Below are 21,338 nucleotides of genomic sequence, written 5' to 3'. Positions count from 1 at the left end.
CAATTATCGACACATTGTTCAATGTGAGGGCTTGCAGGCGACTGCGGTGCAACAGTCACTCATCGCGAGCAATATCGCCTCCACACATACAACAAGGGGGCGAATCTTCATCCGCCCCCTGTGTACCCGCTTATTCCTGCGGCTCTTCTTCGTCAGCGCCAGCCTCTAGCGGCTGCTCGTCGTCGACGCCATCGTGGATGACCTCGTCATCGAGCTCAACACCACCATCGACCTCACCTTCAAGCTCTTCACCTTCGACTTCCGACGGCTCCTGAACCCGCTCCAGCCCGACCAGCGTTTCATCGCTGGCCAGCTTGATCAAGGTGACGCCCTGGGTATTGCGACCCAGGCTCGACACTTCATCGACACGGGTACGCACCAGGGTGCCCTGATCGGAGATCAGCATGATCTCTTCGCCATCAAGCACCTGAACGGCACCGACCAGACGGCCGTTACGGTCGTTGCTGACCATGGCGATAACGCCCTGACCGCCACGCTTGTACTCAGGGAACTCGCTGATCGCAGTCCGCTTGCCATAACCACGCGCCGAAGCGGTGAGGATCTGGCTGCCTTCTTCAGGAATCAGCATCGAAATCAGCTTCTGACCTTCTGGCAGACGCATGCCGCGAACACCGCGGGCCGTACGACCCATGGCACGCACGTCGGACTCTTTAAAGCGAGTCACCTTGCCGCCATCGGAGAACAGCATGACTTCGCGCTCACCATCGGTAATCGCGGCACTGATCAGTACGTCACCTTCGTCCAGCTCCAGCGCAATCAAGCCCACGCTGCGTTGACGGCTGAAGGATTCGAGCGGGGTCTTCTTCACGGTACCGTTAGCGGTTGCCATAAAGATGAAGTGCCCCTCGGTGTAATCCTCCACCGGCAGCATGGTGGTGATGTATTCACCCTCACCCAACGGCAGCAGGTTAACCAGCGGACGACCACGCGCAGCACGGGATGCTTCTGGGATTTCGTAGGTTTTGAGCCAATACACCTTGCCTTTGCTGGAGAACAGCAAGAGCGTGGTGTGACTGTTGGCAACCAGCAGGTGAGCGATGTAGTCCTCATCCTTGACGCCAGTAGCCGATTTACCTTTACCGCCGCGACGCTGAGCCTGGTACGCAGCCAATGGCTGGGTCTTGGCGTAGCCACCGTGGGAAATGGTCACCACACGCTCTTCTTCCGGGATCATGTCACCGAGGGTCAGGTCGAGACGGTGATCCAGAATTTCGGTACGACGAACGTCGCCGTATTCCGCACGAATGACTTCCAGCTCCTCGCGAATCACTTCCATCAGGCGCACGGCGCTATTGAGGATGCGGATCAGCTCACCGATCTGGTTGAGGATTTCCTGGTACTCGGCCAGCAGCTTCTCGTGCTCAAGACCGGTCAGACGGTGCAAGCGCAGCTCAAGAATGGCTTGCGCCTGTTCTGGCGACAGGAAGTACTTGCCTTCACGCAGGCCGTATTGCGGATCCAGGTTGTCAGGGCGGCACGAATCCGCACCGGCACGCTCGACCATCGCCACTACCGCACTGGACTCCCAAGGCGTGCTGATCAGCGCTTCCTTGGCTTCAGACGGAGTTGGCGAAGCCTTGATCAATGCAATGACCGGGTCGATGTTGGACAGGGCAACCGCCTGACCTTCAAGGATGTGGCCACGCTCACGGGCTTTGCGCAGTTCGAAAACAGTACGACGGGTAACCACTTCACGACGGTGACGAACGAAGGCTTCCAGCAGATCCTTAAGGTTGAGGATCCGCGGGCGACCGTCGATCAGCGCAACGATGTTGATACCGAACACCGCTTGCAACTGGGTCTGGGCATACAGGTTATTGAGAATAACCTCCGGCACTTCACCGCGACGCAGTTCGATTACAACACGCATACCGTCTTTGTCGGACTCGTCACGCAGTTCGGTGATGCCTTCGAGCTTCTTCTCTTTAACCAGCTCGGCGATCTTCTCGATCAAGCGCGCCTTGTTCAACTGGTACGGGAGCTCGGTGATCACGATCTGCTGACGGCCACCGACCTTGTCGATGTCTTCAATCATCGAGCGGGCACGCATGTAAATGCGGCCACGACCGGTGCGATAGGCTTCGATGATGCCGGCGCGACCGTTGATGATTGCTGCGGTCGGGAAGTCCGGGCCCGGAATGAACTGCATCAGTTCATCGATGCTCAGTTCCGGGTTGTCGATCAGCGCCAGGCAACCGTCGATCACTTCACCGAGGTTGTGCGGCGGGATATTGGTGGCCATGCCCACAGCGATACCGCTGGAGCCGTTGACCAACAAGTTGGGAATACGGGTCGGCATGACGGCCGGGATCATTTCCGTGCCGTCGTAGTTCGGCACCCAGTCCACGGTCTCTTTGTGCAAGTCGGCCAGCAGTTCGTGGGCCAACTTGGTCATGCGCACTTCAGTGTATCGCATGGCCGCAGCGTTGTCGCCGTCGACCGAACCGAAGTTGCCCTGACCGTCTACCAGCAGGTAGCGCAGAGAGAATGGCTGAGCCATTCGAACGATGGTGTCGTAAACCGCGGTATCACCATGCGGGTGATACTTACCGATTACGTCACCGACCACACGGGCAGATTTCTTGTACGGTTTGTTCCAGTCGTTGTTCAGTTCGCTCATCGCAAACAACACACGCCGGTGCACGGGCTTCAAGCCATCGCGTGCATCAGGCAGTGCCCGCCCGACAATTACGCTCATCGCGTAGTCGAGATAGGACTGTTTCAGCTCGTCTTCGATATTGACCGGGAGGATTTCTTTGGCCAGTTCGCCCATGAGAAGCCTGATTCCTTTTTCGGGTGAAACTTCGCCACATCCATTCGGGACGAACGAAGCTCGCCGCTGCTGACCAAGTGCCATGCAGCGACTTACGACAAATCAACGAGTTATGCCACGGATTTGCGCAGTAAGGGCAACCCTTGCGGACTACCCTGGAAACCGCCGAATGTTATCACAAACGCCGCTACGCACCTATCCCCCAGATGCGCATGGAGCGTAGTAATTGGACAGGTTGTGGGCCTGAGCGTGCCCAGAGAGGCTCTGGAAGCGATTCAAGGGGTAAGCGGAGCAGATTCTGCAGCTGCAAACGCAGGCTGCAATCAGGTACGCAGGACCTTCAACAACAGCGCGGCCTTGCAACCCGGCGCAACCTTCGCCAACCCCTGCAGGTGCAATTTATCAATGCAATCGCTTGCGACACATCAGTTGCGCCATTTTTGCCGTATCCGGACGCTCGACGATGCCCTTCTCGGTAACAATCACATCAATCAGATCGGCCGGTGTCACATCAAATACCGGATTGAATGTCTGCACAGGCGCACCGACACAGTGGCCGCCCACCTCCAGCAACTCACTGGCGTCACGCTCCTCGATAGGGATGTCGTCACCACTGGCCAGCTCCATATCGATGGTTGAACTTGGCGCCACCACCATAAAGCGCACACCGTGATGCATGGCATTTACCGCCAGCTGGTAGGTGCCAATCTTGTTTGCCACATCGCCATTGGCCGTGATCCGGTCAGCGCCGACTATCACCCAGGTCACGCCCTTGGTTTTCATGATGTGTGCCGCAGCCGAGTCAGCATTGAGCACCACCGGGATGCCCTCATTCGCCAACTCCCAGGCAGTCAGTCGCGAGCCCTGCAACCAGGGCCGGGTTTCGTCGGCGTAGACCTGCTCGATCATGCCTTCCAGCCAGGCAGCCCGAATCACGCCCAGCGCGGTACCGAAACCGCCCGTGGCCAGGGCACCGGTGTTGCAATGGGTCAGTACGGTCTGAGCGTTGCCCTGATGACGGCGAATCACATCGACGCCCAACTGCGCCATAGTCAGATTGGCCTCGCGATCACTTTCATGAATCGCCACAGCCTCGACCTCAAGTATGTGCAGAACATCGGCCCTGGCTTTGGCACGATTCAAACGATCACGCATGCGATTGAGTGCCCAGGACAAATTCACTGCGGTGGGCCGGGCGTCCGCCAGCAGCGCGAAGTCCTCTTCCAGCGCCCCGACCCAATCGCCACCCGCAGCCTTGCGTACACGCGCCGCAAGCACTACGCCATACGCAGCTGCGATGCCGATCGCCGGTGCACCACGCACCACCATGGCGCGAATAGCCTGGGCCACTGCTTCGGCACTGGTATGGGCCAGCCAGCTCTCATCAAAAGGCAAACTGCGCTGATCCAGCAGGTACAGGGCCTCACCCCGCCAATCGATGGCCTTTACCTTTTCTGCCGCCAACAGTCGATCGCGCATGCCTACCCCTATCACACAGATACAAAGCCGCCGATTATAGCGAGCCCACCTTTAAGACGCTCGGGTATACTTCGCCTCCTTTTAATATCGCACTGGAAGCCGTTTTCGATGCCCACCCTGCCCCTGTCCCTCGACCTGTTGCTGCTGCCCACCTGGCTGGTGCCCGTAGAGCCAGCCGGGGTGGTACTCAAGGACCACGGAGTGGGCATCGCGGACGGGCGCATCGTGTTCATCGGCCCGCGCCTCGAAGCCTTGAAACATAACGCCCGCGAAACCCGCGAGCTGCCTGACATGTTGCTCACCCCCGGCCTGGTCAATGCCCACGGCCACGCAGCCATGACCCTGTTCCGCGGCATGGCCGATGACCTGCCATTGATGACGTGGCTGGAACAGCATATCTGGCCCGCCGAGGCCAAATGGGTGGATGAAGACTTCGTGCGCGACGGCACCGATCTGGCCATTGCCGAGCAACTCAAGGGCGGCATCAGCTGTTTCAGCGATATGTACTTTTATCCCCGGACCGCCTGCGAGCGCGTGCATAACAGTGGCATTCGTGCCCAAATCGCCATTCCGGTTCTCGACTTTCCGATTCCCGGCGCAAGCTCGGCCGATGAAGCATTGCGCCAGGCCGTCGAGCTGTTTGGCGACCTGAAGCACCATCCGCGGATCAAAATCGCCTTCGGACCGCACGCCCCCTATACCGTGGGCGACGAGAACCTGGAAAAAGTCCGGGTAATGGCCGATGAACTGGATGCTGCAATCCAGATGCACGTCCACGAAACCGCTTTCGAAGTGCAACAGGCCGTCGAGCAACATGCCGAACGCCCGATAGCCCGCCTGGCCCGACTGGGCTTGCTGGGGCCACGCTTTCAGGCCGTGCACATGACCCAGATCAGCGATGCCGACCTGGCAATGCTGGTAGAAAGCAACGCCAGCGTGATTCATTGCCCCGAATCCAACCTCAAACTGGCCAGCGGCTTCTGCCCGGTCGAGCGTTTGTGGCTGGCAGGGGTCAATGTCGCGGTTGGCACCGACGGTGCTGCCAGCAATAATGATCTGGACCTGCTGGGCGAAACCCGCACCGCCGCACTGCTGGCCAAAGCCGTGGCAGGCTCGGCCACCGCACTGGACGCCCATCGCGCCTTGCGCATGGCAACGCTCAACGGAGCCCGGGCACTGGGCCTGGATAATGACATCGGTTCGATCGAGTCTGGCAAAGCTGCCGACCTGGTAGCTTTCGACCTGAGCGGGCTGGCCCAGCAACCGGTTTACGACCCTGTCTCGCAACTGATCTACGCCACTGGCCGCGACTGTGCAAAACACCTGTGGGTCGGGGGCAAACACTTGCTCGATGATGGCAAACTGACCCGAATGGACGAGCAACAGCTCTGCGCAACCGCCAAGGCCTGGGGCCAGCGCATCAGCAGCCAACCCCATTGATTCAAGACCTTCAGGCCTGCGCCTGAAGTAATACCAGGATTTTTCAGCTTTAGAGGATTTACCCATGAGCAACGTCGACCACGCCGAGATCGCTAAATTCGAAGCGCTTGCCCATCGCTGGTGGGATCGTGAAAGCGAGTTCAAACCCCTGCACGACATCAACCCGCTGCGCCTGAACTGGATTGACGAACGCGTGCAGCTGGCCGGGAAAAAAGTGCTCGACGTCGGCTGCGGCGGCGGCATTCTCAGTGAGTCCATGGCCCAGCGCGGCGCAACCGTAACCGGCATAGACATGGGCGAAGCCCCGCTGGCAGTGGCACAACTGCATCAGCTTGAATCGGGCGTGAATGTTGAATACCGCCAGATCACGGCTGAAGAACTGGCCAACGAAATGCCCGGGCAGTTCGACGTCGTTACCTGCCTTGAAATGCTCGAGCACGTTCCAGACCCGGCATCCGTAATCCGCGCCTGCTACCGCATGGTCAAGCCGGGTGGCCAAGTGTTCTTCTCCACCATCAACCGCAACCCGAAAGCCTATCTGTTCGCAATTATCGGCGCTGAATACATCATGAAGCTGATCCCGCGCGGGACCCACGACTTCAAGAAATTCATCCGCCCTTCCGAACTGGGTGCCTGGAGCCGCCAGGCCGGCCTGAGCGTCAAGGACATCACCGGCCTGACCTACAACCCGCTGACCAAGCACTACAAGCTGGGCGCCGATGTCGACGTCAACTACATGATCCAGACCCTTCGCGAGGAGTGACCCATGCGTTTAAGAGCAGTTCTTTTTGACATGGACGGCACCCTGCTCGATACCGCGCCGGACTTTATCGCCATCTGCCAGGCCATGCGCGCCGATCGCGGGCTAGCGCCCATTGACGACAAGCTGATTCGCGACGAGATCTCCGGCGGGGCTCGGGCCATGGTCGCAGTGACCTTCAGCATGGACCCTGAAGCACCGGGGTTCGAGGAACTGCGCCTTGAATTCCTCGAGCGCTATCAACAGGACTGTGCGGTACACACCAAGCTGTTCGATGGCATGGAGCAACTGCTGGCCGACATTGAACAGGCCCACCTGGTCTGGGGCGTCGTGACCAACAAGCCCGTGCGCTTTGCCCAACCAATCATGGAGCGGCTGGGCCTGGCGGAACGCTCTGCGGTACTGATCTGCCCGGACCACGTGAGCCGCAGCAAACCCGACCCCGAGCCAATGATTCTCGCCTGCAAGATGCTCAACCTTGACCCGGCCAGCGTTCTGTTTGTCGGCGATGACCTTCGCGACATCGAATCCGGCCGCGATGCCGGTACCAAGACCGCCGCCGTACGCTTTGGCTACATTCACCCCGACGACAACCCCGACCACTGGGGCGCCGACGTAGTGGTCGACCACCCGAGCGAATTGCGCAAAGTACTGGATAACGCGATGTGCAGTTGCTGACAGCGGGCGCAGAACGATCTTTGATTTCTGTTGAGGTTTTTTATGTTTGATTATTCCGCTCGCCCCGACCTGCTTCAGGGCCGGGTGATTCTGGTTACCGGTGCCGGCCGCGGCATCGGCGCTGCAGCAGCCAAAACCTATGCCGCGCACGGGGCTACCGTGCTGCTGCTGGGTAAAACCGAGTCCAATCTGAGCCAGGTGTACGACGAAATAGAAGCTGCTGGCCACCCGCAACCCGCAGTCATTCCTTTCAATCTCGAAACCGCCCAGCCCCATCAATACGATGAGCTGGCCGCCATGATCGAAAACGAGTTCGGCCACCTTGACGGCCTGCTGCACAACGCCTCGATCATTGGTCCGCGCACGCCCCTGGAACAACTCTCGGGCGAAAACTTCATGCGGGTTATGCAGGTAAACGTAAACGCCATGTTTATGCTCACCAGCACCCTGCTGCCACTGCTCAAATTGTCCCAGGACGCATCGGTTATTTTCACCTCCAGCAGCGTAGGCCGCAAAGGCCGCGCCTATTGGGGGGCTTATGGGGTTTCGAAATTTGCCACCGAAGGCTTGATGCAAACCCTGGCCGACGAAGTCGATGGCGTGGCAGCCGTACGCTCCAACAGCATCAACCCGGGCGCGACCCGCACCAGCATGCGGGCCCTGGCATACCCGGGTGAGAACCCGCTGAACAACCCGGAACCACAAGCCATCATGCCGGTTTACCTGTACCTGATGGGGCCGGACAGCACCGGCGTAAACGGCCAGGCATTCGACGCGCAATAACGAATCGGCCAACAAAAAAACCGCAGCTGGCGAATGAAGGCCAGCTGCGGTTTTTTTATAGACCCGGGCAAGTCAATCCCCCGGGATCAGCCCTCAACCAATTCCGGACGCTTGCGCACCACCGGCTTTTTTTCATACTGCAGACAGCTTTGCAAAAACAGATACTTGTAGTCATAGCTCTTGCAAACGGCTTTACGCAGCTCGGCTTGCAACGCTTCACTGGGATTCATCCCCGCCAGGGTACAAATAATCTCCAGCGCTTCCCAAGGGTGCTCATCATCGTACTGAGCGTGCATCTTCAGCCATTTCATGGCGCGCTTGCGCCCTTCTGCCGGCAGCGACTCCTCATAAACGTTTTGCGAACACACCACTGCAGCCCACTCGCCCACGGCGCCTTCAATGGCATAGTTGGTCGCGGCCATGGATACCGCCAGCGAATCCGCAGTGCAGGTATGCCAGCACCAGTCGTTCAGCGCCTGAAACTCGAACGGTATGTCCTGGGCATTCATGTCAGCAAGGCTGACGCCATGGGCATTGGCCCAGTTGACCCAGTAATCGGCGTGGTTCAGTTCGACCCGAATGTTGCGAATCAGCCAACGGCGGGCCATGTCTTCCCCGGGATGACGCCCATAACGGGTTTTCCCCAGGTTATGCCCCATGTACAACGAAAACTGTTCTACCACCGGCCATCCGCCAATGAGGTACAACCGCATGATTGTCGGGCTCAGCGTGTTATCACGCATGCGTGCATATACCTCATGCTCGACGACACGGCGCTTGCTCTCGCTACAGTCGCGGATCAGCTTTTGAGCCCACTTGGGATAGCTGGTCGCTTCCATAAGAGGCCCGGTACGTACAAATGCATCCATCACAATCAAGTTCCTTCTCAGAGGTGATTTACAAAATCGGACACCTCATCAACGCAAAGTGCCCGGCAACTTCAAAGCCAGGGCTTTGGGGCGTACAGGTCGAGTCCACAAGCTGTCACAGGTAAACAATTGTGGGCGCTCAACTATATATCCCTGAGCATAGTCGACCCCGATCTCAATCAATGCCTGTTCAATCTGAGGACTTTCAACAAACTCGGCAATTGTCCGCTTACCCATAACGTGCCCTATATGATTGATCACCTCAACCATTGCCCGATTAATGGGGTCATCCAGCATATCCCTGACGAAACTGCCGTCTATTTTCAAATAGTCCACAGGCAAATGTTTCAAGTAGGCAAACGAAGACATCCCGGCGCAAAAGTCATCCAGGGAAAAGTGACAGCCCAGCCCTTTAAGTTCATTTATGAAGCGGATGGCACTGCCCAAGTTGGCAATTGCACTGGTTTCGGTAATTTCAAAACAGATCAGCTCGGGTGCCACGCCATAACATTCAAATTGCTCGAGCAAAAAAGCCAGGAACTCATCATCGCCTATGGTCGACCCCGAGAGGTTAATGGCACACATCGCCATTGAATGTTCTGCCCGCGGCGCCGAGCACCGAGAAATAATCTTGAATACGTTTTCCACAACCCAACGGTCAATCGAAGCCATCAGACCATAACGCTCGGCAGCCGGAATAAAACTGTCAGGCAAGATCAGGCCGCCACTGCCATCGCTCAGGCGCAACAGGATTTCAATGTGCCCGCCGCCTTCCGGGGCCCGCCCCAATGGAGCGATCTCTTGCGCATAAAGGCAAAACAGGTTTTCTTCCAGCGCCACGTGCAAGCGCTGTACCCATGCCATTTCACCAAAGCGCAGTGACAACTCTGAGTCATCCGCATGGTAGACCTGAACCCGGTTACGCCCCTTTTCCTTGGCCATGTAGCAAGCCATGTCCGCCGCACGCATTGAGGCTTCCAGGGTCACCGGGGCTTGCTGGATATGCACCAGACCGATACTGATGGTGTTCAGGAACGGGCGTCCCTTCCACGCGAAGTGCAGCCTTTGTACGGTCTGGCGCAAACCCTCGGCAATTTTTTCAGCGGCATCGGCCGGGCAATTTTCCAGCAGGATACCGAACTCATCTCCCCCAAGACGCGCCAGCGTATCGCCCTCACGCAAACCCGAATGCAGCAATGCACAAATATGCCGCAACAACTCGTCACCCGCAGCGTGGCCACAGGTGTCGTTGACCAGCTTGAACTGGTCCAGATCAAGAAACATCAATGCGTGCCGGCCTTGCTGTCGCGCCAGATTCTGCAACACCAGCTCCAGCCGATATTCAAACTCGCGACGATTGGCCAGGCCGGTGAGTGCATCGTGGGTCGCCTGCCAGGACAAGTTGGCAATGTATTGGCGCTCACGGGTCATGTCATGCAGCACCAGCACCGCACCGCTCACCTTGCCGGCATGCAGGATTGGCGCCCCCACCAGCGCCACGGAAACCGTACTGCCGTCCGTGCGCTGAATCAGTTTTGAATGTTCACTGGTATTACCCAGCTGGCCGCCGAGAATGCGGTCTATCAGTTTGAAACCATCATCAAGGACATTTTCGTCGAGCAACTTGAACAATGCGGCCAAGGGTACGCCTTGCGCCTGCCCGGACTTCCAGAGCGTCAACTGTTCCGCGGCCGGATTCATATAAGTGATGGAACCGCTTACATCCGTACTTATTACCCCGTCACCAATAGATTCAAGGGTGATTTGCGCCCGCTCTTTTTCAACCTGCAGGGCTTCGGCAAACTCCCGGCTCTGGCTCAACACTTTGTGGGTGCGCAGTAAAGCCAAAAGAATCAGCCCCAGCGCCGTCGCGAAATTGATGATGACCAACAATTTCAGAATAAATCGCGAGCCCTCACCCAGTGCATCACTAAAGGCTTTGGCCGGCGGGGCGACACTTTCATTGATCCGCGAGATAGCGGACTGCCAGCCTGCTACGTCAGCGGCGCTGGCTTGATTGGCATTGAGACTGCGGTGAATTTCCTGCGCCAGATCATCCAGTTTTATCAGGTATTGATCACCCACACTCCACTTCTCAATGGCTGTGCGCATATAGCTGAAATCATGGAAATAACGATAAAACCAGATAATGCTCGAGACATCCTCAGGGCTATTACCCCCTTGCAGAATGCCCTCGCGCGCCTCGGCAAGGTCTGGAGGTGACTGATCCAGTGCCATGCGCAGCCGGTGTCCGCCCTGGGGCACCTTGATCGCTTGCAGGTACTTCTCGAAAACCGCCGGATCGCGGTTGTCGGCATACAGATGGAGGTAGTAAATGGCGTCTTTCTGTCCTTTGGACCACAGACTTTCGCCTGCGACATAGCCTCGCACCGCTGAGAGCATATAAAGACTGAGACAACCCAATAGCGCCTGAAACAGCACGACCGCAATAAAGGGCCAGACGATTCCCAAAAGGCGTGGGGTACCGAGGGGACGCTTGTGCTTCATGAGTTCCCTTTATCACAGGCTGGCAGAAGAAAACCGGAGAAAATCCCTCAAGCAAGTTGAGCCTAGGCTAGTTTATGACCCGTATGAGGATCACTGGCGCCAGCCACACTTGAAAAGTCCGGTGCCCTCGCCGTCAGCTCTGCTGCAATTGCCCGTACAGCCTGGCGTAGAGCCCTCCCTCTGCAAGTAGCTGCTGGTGATCGCCATCTTGCGCAATACGTCCGCCATCAAACACAAGCACGCGGTCTGCCTGTTTTACCGCAGATAAACGGTGGGCAATGATTAAAGTCGTGCGCCCACTCAAAAATTTTTCCAAAGCGTGATGCAGGTTGTATTCGGTGGCGGCATCCAGTGCGCTGGTAGCCTCATCGAGGATCACTACCCTGGGTTCGGCCAGCACCATTCGCGCAATCGCCAGACGTTGACGCTGACCTCCGGACAACCGCACCCCGGAGCGCCCGACTATGCTGTCCAGCCCCTGGGGCAGCTGGCGTACGATGCCGTCCAGCTGGGCGATTTCCAGAGCACGCCAGCACGCCTCATCCGTACGCTCGCGGCCCATGGTCAGGTTGGCCCGCACGCTGTCGTTGAACAGCGCCGGGTGCTGCAGCACCACGGCCACATGTTCACGGATGGTTTCCAGGCCGATCTCGGCCTGGCTCGCACCGGCGAAATGGATACTGCCCGACTGCGGCGTGTAGAGCCCCAGCAGCAATTGCACCAAAGTGCTTTTACCGCCGCCGCTGGTGCCCACAATGGCCACCTTCTCACCCGCGGCGATGGTCAGATTCAATCGATCGAGAATCTTCTCGTCGCCGTAGCTGAAGCTCAGGTCGCGCACTTCGATATCAACGGTCTGACGCCCTGAAAACGGATCGACGCCACCGCGGTACTGCGGCTCGTCGCGCCGCGCCAGCAACTGGTTGATCCGGGTCATGGCACCGCTTGCGGCGTAGAAAGCGTACTGCAAGTTGAGCAGCTGCTCGACAGGCCCGATCATGAACCACAGGTAGCTGAACACCGCGAGCATCTGGCCGATGGACAGATCCGAAAACAGCACCGTCAGCATTGCCGCGGCACGGAAAATATCGATGCCGAACTGGAACAACAGGCCACTGGCCCGGTTCGAGGCATCACTTTTCCATTGGGATGACGTGGCAAAATCGCGCACTTCCCGGGCCCGATTCCCCAAGCGACCGAGGAAATAGCCCTGACGATTGCCGGCACGGACTTCCTGAATGGCATCCAGGGTTTCAGTGAGCGCCTGGGTAAAACGCGCAGTGCTGTCGTTCTCCAGCTTTTTGAGGTGTTTGACGCGTTTGCCCAACTGCACGGTGGCGTAAATCACCAACGGGTTGAACAGTAAAATCAAAAGGGCCAGCTGCCAGTGCATCCACAACAAAATCGCTGACGTGCCGACCAGGGTCAGCATCGCAATCAGAAACCGGCTCAAGGTTTCGCCGACGAACTTGTCGAGGGTGTCCAGGTCGGTGACCAGATGCGTGGTCACCGTACCGCTGCCCAGACTTTCATACTCGGCCAGCGAGATGCGCTTCAGACGCTCGATCAGGCGCAACCGGATGCGAAACACTATGTCTTTGGACAGACGGGAAAACAGCCGGGCCTGCAGCACGTTAAACAGCAAGGCACCGCAGCGCAGCAGCAGCGTCACGAAAAGCATCAGGCCTATGTAACCCGGCGCACTTTGCCAGGCGGCTGGCAGCCAGTGGTTCATGACTTTGAGCGCTGCATCACCGTTGCCCAGCAGCACTTCATCAACCAGCAATGGCAACAACAATGGAATCGGCACGCTGCACAGCGTGGTCAGGACTGCCACGCCATTGGCGAGCCACAGGGCTTTTTTATGGCGCAGGGCCAGACCACGGATTTCCTTCCAGCTCAGGCGATCTGTGGTCTCGGGCGCCGGCGTTGCCGGGCCGGAATCAAGCACGCTTGGCGCGTTCAAGCCAACGGCCCAGCAGGTCGGAGACGGGCTCCAGAGCCTGATAACCATTGGTCAGCAATGCCAGCTGACCGTCACGTTCAGCAAGCAGGGTGGGGAATCCGGCGATCCCCAGATCCTGGACCCAGGTAAAGTCGGCAGCGGTGGCTGTGTGCTGCTCGGCGCTGTCGAACGCGGCAGCGAACTCGATACGCGGCAACCCCGCCGTCTGCGCCAGTTCAGCCAGCACACTGGCCTGGGTCACATCACGACCTTGCACATAAAAAGCCTGCTGAATGAGTTTCAGCAACCGCCACGCGCAATCGGGCGCCAGACTGCGCGCCGCCACAATGGCCCGGCATGCAGGCTCACAGTCGTAGACAAAACCATCGGGCAAGGCACCTTCGATCGTGAACGGCTGCCCGGTGGCATCGGTCACCGCCTGCCAGTGCTCAAGGATATAGCGTCGAGTTGCAGGCTCCAGGGCCGCGCCGCTGCCGGTGCGCAAGCCTCCGACCACCAGGTGCAAATCCACCCCCGCAGCCTGCGCCTGCTCAACCAGAGCCTCAACGATGGGGGCAAAACCCCAGCACCACGAACACATCGGGTCCATCACATAGAGCAGGCGCGCGGACATATCAGGCCTCGGCCGGTTTACGGTAGTTGTGGCCAATCGGATGCGGCTGATTGCGGGCCTTGGCCAGGTCAATCTGTTTTTGCCGGTCGATGGCGCTGCGGCGGGTTTTTTCGCTCAGTTTGTCCCAGCAATGCGGGCAGCTGATACCCGGCTGATAATGCTCGGATTCACGGTCAGCGATGCTGATCGGCGTGCGGCAGGCATGACACTGATCGTATTCACCTTCACTCAGGTCGTGACGCACGGTGACCCGGTTATCAAACACGAAGCAGTCGCCCTGCCACTTGGTTTCTTCCAGCGGCACCTCTTCGAGGTACTTCAAAATCCCGCCCTTGAGGTGATAAACCTCGTCGAAGCCCTGGCTGAGCATGTAGCTCGAAGCCTTTTCACAACGAATGCCGCCGGTGCAGAACATCGCGACTTTCTTGTGTTTGGCCGGGTCGAAATTGGCTTTGATGTAGTCAGGAAATTCGCGAAAACTGGTGGTTTTCGGGTCGATCGCGCCTTCAAATGTACCAATCGATACTTCGTAATCATTCCGGGTGTCGATCAGCAACACCTCCGGATCGCTGATCAGCGCGTTCCAGTTCTCGGGGTCGACATAGGTTCCGACTTTTTTGTTCGGGTCTACGCCTTCAACACCGAGGGTGACGATTTCTTTCTTGAGCTTGACCTTGGTCCGGTAGAACGGCTGGTCATCGCAGTAGGATTCTTTGTGGTCAATATCCACCATGCGCGGATCGGACCTGAGCCAGGCCATCAGCCCGTCAATGCCTTCACGACTACCGGAAACAGTACCGTTGATACCTTCTTCGGCAATCAGCAAAGTGCCCTTGACCCCGTTGTCGACCATGGCCTTGAGCAAAGGCTCACGCAGCTCGACGTAATCTTCCAGGGTGACGAATTTGTACAGTGCAGCTACCACAATCGGCGCAGTCATCGCATATATCTCCAGGTGGCTACCCTCGTAAAGGGTGAACCGGATGCAAAAAAAACGCGCCGACTGAGCGGCGCGTTGCGGATTCTAGCAAAAAGCAGGCTTAACAAGCCACTTAGTGCCCACCGCCGGCACAGGTCGGCGAGGCCGGGGCTGTACCGATTTTCGCCCATTCATCAGGCGTATAGGTATGCAAAGCCAGCGCATGGAACTCGCCCATCAGGTCACCCAGGGTGGCGTAGACCTTTTGGTGACGCTTGACACTGTTGAGCCCGGAAAACTGCTCGCTGACCACCACCGCCTTGAAGTGGGTCTGCAACCCACGACTGTGCATATGGCTTTCATCCAGCACGTTCAGGTGCTCGGGCTGCAAGGCGCCCAGCGCCGCTTCGATACGATGTTGCATGCTCATTCAGGCTCCGCTTACTTCTTCTTGGCCGGGGCCGCTTTTGGCTCCAGCTGGACAGTCATGTCTTCCAGCAGTTTGTTGACCACAGGCACCGCGCTTTCCAGCTTGGCCTGAGTCATTTGTGCCGATTGCTGAGTCAGCTGCGGCATTTTTTCCAGTACTTTCTTGCCCAGGGGCGATTGATAGAAAGCAACCAGATCCTTGAGTTCGGATTCGCTGAAGTTGGTGGTGTAAAGCTTGACCATGTCAGGCTTCAGTTTGTCCCAGCCAATAGCCTGGTCCAGAGCGGTGTTGGCTTTGGCCTGGTAGGTTTCCAGCAGGGCTTTCTTGGAAGCCGGTGCCTTGGTCTGCTCAAAACGTTGGGCGAACATTTGCTGCACTTGCATGTACACCGGGGTACCCAGCTTGTCGGCATGTGCCAGCTTGAGGAATGTTTCAGCAGTGGCAGCGTGACTGGCGGTATCGGCGAAAACCTGGCCACTGGCGCAAACCAGAGCTACCGCAGTACAGATGGCGCGAAGACGGGTCATCGAGTTTCCTTTTCTAGCAAGCGAGGACGAACCCCAAGGGCGCCCATTCTGCGCCTAAAAAACTCCGGCACTCAACCCCGGGCCTGATCAGAGGTATTCAACAATCAGATCAAAGCCTCTAAAACCAAAGTTTGAACCTATGGGGCAATTCACCGCCTAAGCTCACTGATCAACCCCTATGGAGAGAGAACCCGATGAGCCGTATCGAAACCGACAGCCTGGGTGAAGTGAACGTTCCGGATGAGGCCTACTGGGGTGCTCAGACCCAGCGCTCGCTGATCAACTTTGCCATCGGCAACGAGAGAATGCCGCTGGCCGTGCTGCATGCATTGGTGTTGATCAAGAAGGCAGCGGCGCGGGTAAATGATCGCAATGGCGACTTGCCTGCCGACATCGCCCGCCTGATCGAGCAGGCCGCCGACGAAGTGCTGGACGGCGAATACGACGATCAATTCCCTCTGGTGGTGTGGCAAACCGGCAGCGGCACGCAAAGCAACATGAACGCCAACGAAGTGATTGCCGGCCGAGCCAACGAACTGGCGGGCACAGGCCGGGGCGGCAAGTCTCCGGTTCACCCGAACGACCATGTCAATCGTTCACAAAGTTCGAACGACTGCTTCCCGACCGCGATGCATATTGCCGTGGCCAAAGCAGTCCACGAGCATCTGTTACCGGCCATCAATGAGTTGTCCGGCGGCCTGGCCGAATTGTCGGCACGGCATATGAAACTGGTGAAAACCGGCCGCACCCACATGATGGATGCCACCCCGATCACGTTCGGCCAGGAAGTATCGGCCTACATCGCGCAACTCGATTACGCCCAGGGCGCCATTCTCGCTGCATTGCCAGCCGTGTACGAACTGGCCCAGGGCGGTACGGCTGTGGGCACCGGGCTCAACGCGCCCCACGGCTTTGGTGAAGCCATTGCCGCAGAACTGGCCGCCTTGTCCGGCTTGCCGTTTGTAACTGCGCCCAATAAATTTGCCGCGCTGGCCGGGCATGAGCCTCTGACCAACCTGTCCGGCGCACTTAAAACCCTGGCCGTGACCTTGATGAAACTGGCCAACGACTTCCGCTTGCTGGGCTCGGGGCCGCGGGCAGGCATAGCCGAAATCAAACTGCCGGCCAATGAACCTGGCAGCTCGATCATGCCGGGCAAGGTCAATCCGACCCAGTGCGAGGCACTGTCGATGCTGGCATGCCAGGTCATGGGCAATGATGTAACCATCGGCTTTGCCGCCAGCCAGGGCCACCTGCAATTGAACGTGTACAAGCCGGTGATCATTCACAACCTGCTGCAATCCATCCAGTTACTGGCGGACGGCTGCAGCAACTTCCAGAAACATTGCGTCACCGGCCTTGAAGCCGATGCCGGCAAAATGGCTGAACACCTGGAGCGCGGCCTGATGCTGGTGACAGCCCTGAACCCGCATATCGGTTATGACAAGTCTGCCGAAATTGCGAAAAAGGCCTACGCAGAAAACCTGACCCTGCGCGAAGCCGCCCTGGATCTGGGCTACCTTACCGATGCCGAGTTCGATCAATGGGTACGGCCGGAAAACATGCTGGGTTCCGGCAAGCACTGAGCCGGCGGGGCTCGCCCTGCCCTGTAGTTGATTGACGAGGGTGCATTGCTTGCTCAATGCACCCGGCGCCGAAAAGCATCACGGGCAAGCCCGCGGCTATTTTTTATGCTTCTTGTTGCGCTTGCCCTGCTTGTCAAAAGCGGCTTCAAGCGCATCATTGATGGTGCGCAGCACCTTGACCCGCGCCCAGCGCTTGTCGTTGGCCTCCACCAGGGTCCAGGGCGCAATCTCGGTGCTGGTACGATCGACCATGTCACACACGGCATTGCGATACAGGTCCCATTTTTCGCGGTTGCGCCAATCCTCTTCGGTAATTTTGAAGCGCTTGAACGGGATCTCTTCGCGGGCCTCAAAACGTTCCAGCTGGGTTTGCTTATCGATGGCCAGCCAGAACTTGACCACGATCACCCCGGCAGCGTGCAGTTGCTCTTCAAAATCGTTGATTTCGCCGTAAGCACGCATCCAGTCCGCCTGGGTACAAAAGCCTTCAACCCGCTCCACCAGTACCCGCCCATACCATGAACGGTCAAAAACCGTGAACTTGCTGCGCGCCGGAATCTGGCGCCAGAACCGCCAGAGGTAAGGTTGCGCCCGCTCGTCCTCGGAGGGGGCTGCAATCGGCACGATATTGTACTGGCGCGGGTCCAGTGCCGCCGCCACCCGCCGGATCGAGCCGCCCTTGCCCGCCGCATCATTGCCCTCAAACACCGTAATCAATGCATGGCGGCGCATGCGCTTGTCGCGCATCAACCCCGACAGACGTGCCTGCTCGGTAATCAGCTGCTCCTGGTAATCATCTTTATCAAGCCGCCGGGTCAGGTCCAGGCAGTCCAGCAGGCTCAGCCCGTCAATGAGCTCGGGCAGCGGGGGAATATTGCTGGTCCGCACTCTGGACTTGGGCGCATTGAGTACCGCTTGCATGCCCTCCAGCAGGATTTTGCCGACGGTCAGACTGCGGTAATTGGGATCGACGCCCTCTACGATGTTCCACGGTGCATAGTCACGGCTGGTACGGCGAATGACCCGCTCGCCATAGCGCACGAACTTGTCATAGGTTTGCGACTGTTGCCAGTCCAGCGGACTGATGCGCCAGCTGTGCAGCGGGTCGTCCTTGAGGGCACTCAAACGGGCTTTCATCTGCTTCTTGGACAGGTGAAACCAGAACTTGAAGATCAATGCGCCTTCATCGGCGAGCATTTTCTCCAGGCGCTCGGCGCCATTGATTGCCTGGTCGAGGACTGCATTCTTGAACACGCCATGGACCCTGCCCTGGAGCATCTGGCTGTACCAGTTGCCAAAGAACACCCCCATGCGCCCCTTGGCCGGCAATTGTCGCCAGTAACGCCATGCCGGCGGGTGTGCCAGCTCTTCGTCGCTCTGACGGTCAAAGGTCCGCACCTCGATCAGTCGCGGGTCCATCCACTCGTTCAGCAGTTTGACCGTCTCGCCCTTGCCTGCACCTTCAATGCCATTGATCAATACGATGACTGCGCAGTTTTTCAGCTGCTGCAATTCGTACTGGGCCTCCAGCAAGGCCTCACGCAAGGCGGGAACTTCCTGATCGTAGGTTTCTTTATCGATAAAGTGACCGATTTCAGCGGATTCGAACATGGAAAGCTCCCTGGACAAGTGTCACAAGACTAGCGGATTGCTCATGCCTGCGCCGGAACAAACCGCATAACTTTGTCATGGGTCAGTGCCGCTGTTGCTGATCAGCTAGAATGGCCGCCTTGCCGTTGCCGAGCCGCACATGACTACTGAAATGCCCAATGCCCAGATTGACTGGGATGACCAAGGCCGCCCCCATTCACGGGTGTTTGATGACGTGTATTTTTCGGACAAGTCCGGTCTCGAAGAAACCCGTTATGTCTTTATTGAACAGAACGCCTTGCAGCAGCGTTTCTCTGCCCTGCCCGCCAATGAGCAACTGGTTATCGGCGAAACCGGCTTCGGCACGGGCCTGAATTTTCTGTGTGCCTGGCAGTTGTTTGATCAGGTCGCACACGCTGATGCACGCCTGCACTTTATTAGCGTCGAAAAATACCCCCTGACCCGTGAGGATTTGCAGCGAGCCCTCGCCCTATGGCCAGAGCTCGCCACCTACAGCGAACAATTGCTGGCCGCCTATTATGCGATTCACCCCGGGTTCCAGACCCTGACCCTGGCCAATGGCCGGGTCACCCTCACGCTGCTGATTGGCGATGTGCTGGAACAACTGCCGCAACTGGATGCGCGCATTGATGCATGGTTTCTCGACGGCTTTGCGCCGGCAAAAAATCCGCAGATGTGGACCCCGGAGCTGTTCGCGCAACTGGCTCGCCTGGCAGCACCAGACTCGACCATCAGTACCTTCACCAGCACCGGCTGGGTCCGCCGGGCGTTGAACGAAGCTGGATTCAAGATGCGTCGAACACCCGGCATCGGCCATAAATGGGAGATCCTGCGGGGAACCTTCGCCGGTTTGCCTGAGCATCCGTTGCCGAGCAGCGGCATCAAACCCTGGTACGCCCGCCCGCCCCGGGTCGGCGGTGAACGTAAAGCGCTGGTGATTGGCGGTGGTCTGTCGGGGTGCGCCACTGCCAACAGCCTGGCCCGCCGTGGATGGCAGGTGTGCTTGCTGGAGCGCCACGAGCGACTGGCCAAAGAGGCATCTGGCAATCCGCAGGGGGTGCTCTATCTCAAGCTTTCAGCCCACGGAACGACGCTGTCACAAATGATTGTCAGTGGTTTCGGTTACACCCGTCGCTTGCTGGAAAACCTGCAGCGCGGACGCGACTGGGATGACTGTGGCGTGCTGCAACTGGGCTTCAGTGCCAAGGAAGCCGAGCGTCAGGCGCAACTGGCTGCAGCCTTCCCCCCGGCACTGGTGCATTTGCTCGGCCAGCCCCAGGCACAGGCACTGGCCGGGATTGAACTGGCCCACGGCGGTCTGTTCTACCCCGAAGGTGGCTGGGTCCACCCTCCCGCGCTGTGCCGGTTCCAGGCCCTGCACCCCAATGTCCAGGTGCTGACCCACCATGACGTATTGCAACTGCACAGAGTCGAGGGCCAGTGGCAGGCCTGCCAGGATGACAAGGTGCTGGCCTGCGCACCGGTGGTGGTGCTGGCCGGTGCAGCAGAGGTCAAGCGTTTCCCCGCCAGCAGCGCACTGCCGCTCAAACGGATACGCGGGCAAATCACCCAACTCGCCCAAACCCCTGCCAGCAGCGTGCTCAAGACCGTGGTCTGCGCCGAGGGTTATGTGGCCCCTGGCCGGCTCGGCGAACATACCCTGGGGGCCAGTTTCGATTTCCATAACGAAGATTTGACCACTACCCCCGAGGGCCATCAGGGCAATCTGGATCTGCTGGAAGAAATTTCACCCGATCTGGCAACGCGACTGGGCGAGCAACTGGACCCCCAATCGCTGCAAGGCTGGGCCGCCTTTCGCTGCACCAGCCCGGACTACTTGCCGATCGTGGGCCCACTGGTTGAACCGCAGGCATTTGCCCTGGCATATGGCGCATTAAGCAAAGACGCCCGTCAGGTTCCGGATGCCCCCTGCCCCTGGCTGGAGGGCCTGTATGTGAATAGCGGCCACGGTTCCCGGGGCCTGATCACAGCACCCTTGTCCGGGGAAATGCTTGCCGCCTGGATCAACCACGAACCCATGCCCGTGCCCCGCAGTATCGCCGAGGCCTGCCACCCGGCCCGCTTCGCGGTGCGGGCATTGGTCAAAAGGCTGTAGCCGGCGGCAATCCGGCAGCGACCTGAATGCTGCTGCCAGGTTTTTTCTTGCGCCGCATACCTAGCTGATCAGCCCGGCCTGAACGTCTGCCAGCCCTGACAAGGCTGGCGCGACGATTTGCCTGCCCAGTGCACAAAAATCGGGTCTGAAATTTTCATTGTTGAGAACTGGCCTGCAACTTCTGGAACATCTGGGCTCTGATCAGCCAGATTCCGTCTGACCAACTGCTCTACAATCCATGTCCGGCAAAACTTTAACT

The 21,338-nt window shown here is 58.4% G+C and carries 16 protein-coding genes; 6 read left to right on the top strand and 10 right to left on the bottom strand.

All coding sequences use genetic code 11. The annotated features are described in order from the left end of the window. Positions 1-130: 130 nt before the first annotated feature. Positions 131-2,794, bottom strand: coding sequence for a DNA gyrase subunit A (gyrA, locus tag FEZ21_RS11220; RefSeq protein ID WP_003447086.1), 2,664 nt, complete (start codon positions 2,792-2,794; stop codon positions 131-133). A gap of 402 nt (positions 2,795-3,196) precedes the next feature. Next, on the bottom strand, positions 3,197-4,273 hold the full coding sequence (mtnA, locus tag FEZ21_RS11215) for an S-methyl-5-thioribose-1-phosphate isomerase (RefSeq protein ID WP_160627117.1): 1,077 nt from the start codon (positions 4,271-4,273) through the stop codon (positions 3,197-3,199). 108 nt (positions 4,274-4,381) lie between these two features. Here mtnA and FEZ21_RS11210 point away from each other — a divergent pair, with 108 nt between their 5' ends. The 4 genes from FEZ21_RS11210 to FEZ21_RS11195 all read left to right on the top strand — a co-directional run bounded on the left by FEZ21_RS11210 (position 4,382) and on the right by FEZ21_RS11195 (position 7,934). Further along, a complete protein-coding gene (locus tag FEZ21_RS11210) occupies positions 4,382-5,713 on the top strand; it encodes a TRZ/ATZ family hydrolase (protein WP_160627115.1) in 1,332 nt (443 codons plus the stop codon). A gap of 64 nt (positions 5,714-5,777) precedes the next feature. Beyond that, positions 5,778-6,476 carry a bifunctional 2-polyprenyl-6-hydroxyphenol methylase/3-demethylubiquinol 3-O-methyltransferase UbiG gene (gene ubiG / locus FEZ21_RS11205; protein ID WP_003447081.1) on the top strand — a complete coding sequence of 233 codons (699 nt, stop codon included), beginning with the start codon at positions 5,778-5,780 and terminating at the stop codon, positions 6,474-6,476. Positions 6,477-6,479: 3 nt separating this feature from the next. Continuing rightward, a complete protein-coding gene (gene mupP, locus FEZ21_RS11200; RefSeq protein WP_003447078.1) occupies positions 6,480-7,151 on the top strand; it encodes an N-acetylmuramic acid 6-phosphate phosphatase MupP in 672 nt (223 codons plus the stop codon). A gap of 42 nt (positions 7,152-7,193) precedes the next feature. Beyond that, positions 7,194-7,934 (top strand): YciK family oxidoreductase, encoded by a 741-nt coding sequence (locus FEZ21_RS11195; RefSeq protein WP_003447076.1) that lies wholly within the window; start codon positions 7,194-7,196, stop codon positions 7,932-7,934. Between the two features lie 86 nt (positions 7,935-8,020). Here the strand turns inward: FEZ21_RS11195 and FEZ21_RS11190 are convergent, their stop codons facing one another. The 7 genes from FEZ21_RS11190 to FEZ21_RS11160 form a co-directional block, all read right to left on the bottom strand. Beyond that, entirely contained in the window at positions 8,021-8,806 is a 786-nt protein-coding gene (locus FEZ21_RS11190) for a TenA family transcriptional regulator (protein ID WP_010656186.1), read from the bottom strand. 45 nt (positions 8,807-8,851) lie between these two features. After that, positions 8,852-11,311 (bottom strand): EAL domain-containing protein, encoded by a 2,460-nt coding sequence (locus tag FEZ21_RS11185; protein ID WP_003447073.1) that lies wholly within the window; start codon positions 11,309-11,311, stop codon positions 8,852-8,854. Between the two features lie 133 nt (positions 11,312-11,444). Further along, on the bottom strand, positions 11,445-13,262 hold the full coding sequence (locus FEZ21_RS11180) for an ABC transporter ATP-binding protein (RefSeq protein ID WP_010656188.1): 1,818 nt from the start codon (positions 13,260-13,262) through the stop codon (positions 11,445-11,447). After that, a complete protein-coding gene (locus FEZ21_RS11175) occupies positions 13,255-13,890 on the bottom strand; it encodes a DsbA family protein (RefSeq protein ID WP_003447069.1) in 636 nt (211 codons plus the stop codon). Before FEZ21_RS11175 ends, FEZ21_RS11180 begins: the two co-directional genes overlap by 8 nt. A 1-nt stretch (position 13,891) precedes the next feature. Then, complete coding sequence (locus tag FEZ21_RS11170) at positions 13,892-14,830, bottom strand: rhodanese-related sulfurtransferase (RefSeq protein WP_003447067.1); 939 nt, start codon at positions 14,828-14,830, stop codon at positions 13,892-13,894. A 112-nt stretch (positions 14,831-14,942) separates the two neighbouring features. Further along, a complete protein-coding gene (locus FEZ21_RS11165) occupies positions 14,943-15,239 on the bottom strand; it encodes a BolA family transcriptional regulator (RefSeq protein WP_003447065.1) in 297 nt (98 codons plus the stop codon). 11 nt (positions 15,240-15,250) lie between these two features. Then, positions 15,251-15,766: a DUF2059 domain-containing protein gene (locus FEZ21_RS11160; protein ID WP_003447063.1), complete on the bottom strand. Its 516-nt coding sequence runs from the start codon at positions 15,764-15,766 to the stop codon at positions 15,251-15,253. 194 nt (positions 15,767-15,960) lie between these two features. On the opposite strand from FEZ21_RS11160, the gene FEZ21_RS11155 reads away from it, so the two are divergent. After that, entirely contained in the window at positions 15,961-17,352 is a 1,392-nt protein-coding gene (locus tag FEZ21_RS11155; protein WP_003447061.1) for a class II fumarate hydratase, read from the top strand. Positions 17,353-17,448: 96 nt separating this feature from the next. On the opposite strand, the gene pap is transcribed toward FEZ21_RS11155, so the two are convergent. Beyond that, complete coding sequence (pap, locus tag FEZ21_RS11150; RefSeq protein WP_160627113.1) at positions 17,449-18,963, bottom strand: polyphosphate:AMP phosphotransferase; 1,515 nt, start codon at positions 18,961-18,963, stop codon at positions 17,449-17,451. 139 nt (positions 18,964-19,102) lie between these two features. On the opposite strand from pap, the gene mnmC reads away from it, so the two are divergent. Continuing rightward, positions 19,103-21,079 (top strand): bifunctional tRNA (5-methylaminomethyl-2-thiouridine)(34)-methyltransferase MnmD/FAD-dependent 5-carboxymethylaminomethyl-2-thiouridine(34) oxidoreductase MnmC, encoded by a 1,977-nt coding sequence (gene mnmC / locus FEZ21_RS11145; protein WP_160627111.1) that lies wholly within the window; start codon positions 19,103-19,105, stop codon positions 21,077-21,079. Positions 21,080-21,338: the final 259 nt, after the last annotated feature.

The organism is Pseudomonas sp. 9.1(2019) (assembly GCF_009910445.1).
Lineage (GTDB): Bacteria > Pseudomonadota > Gammaproteobacteria > Pseudomonadales > Pseudomonadaceae > Aquipseudomonas > Aquipseudomonas paraversuta.
This window is presented reverse-complemented; position numbering and strand designations above follow the sequence as displayed.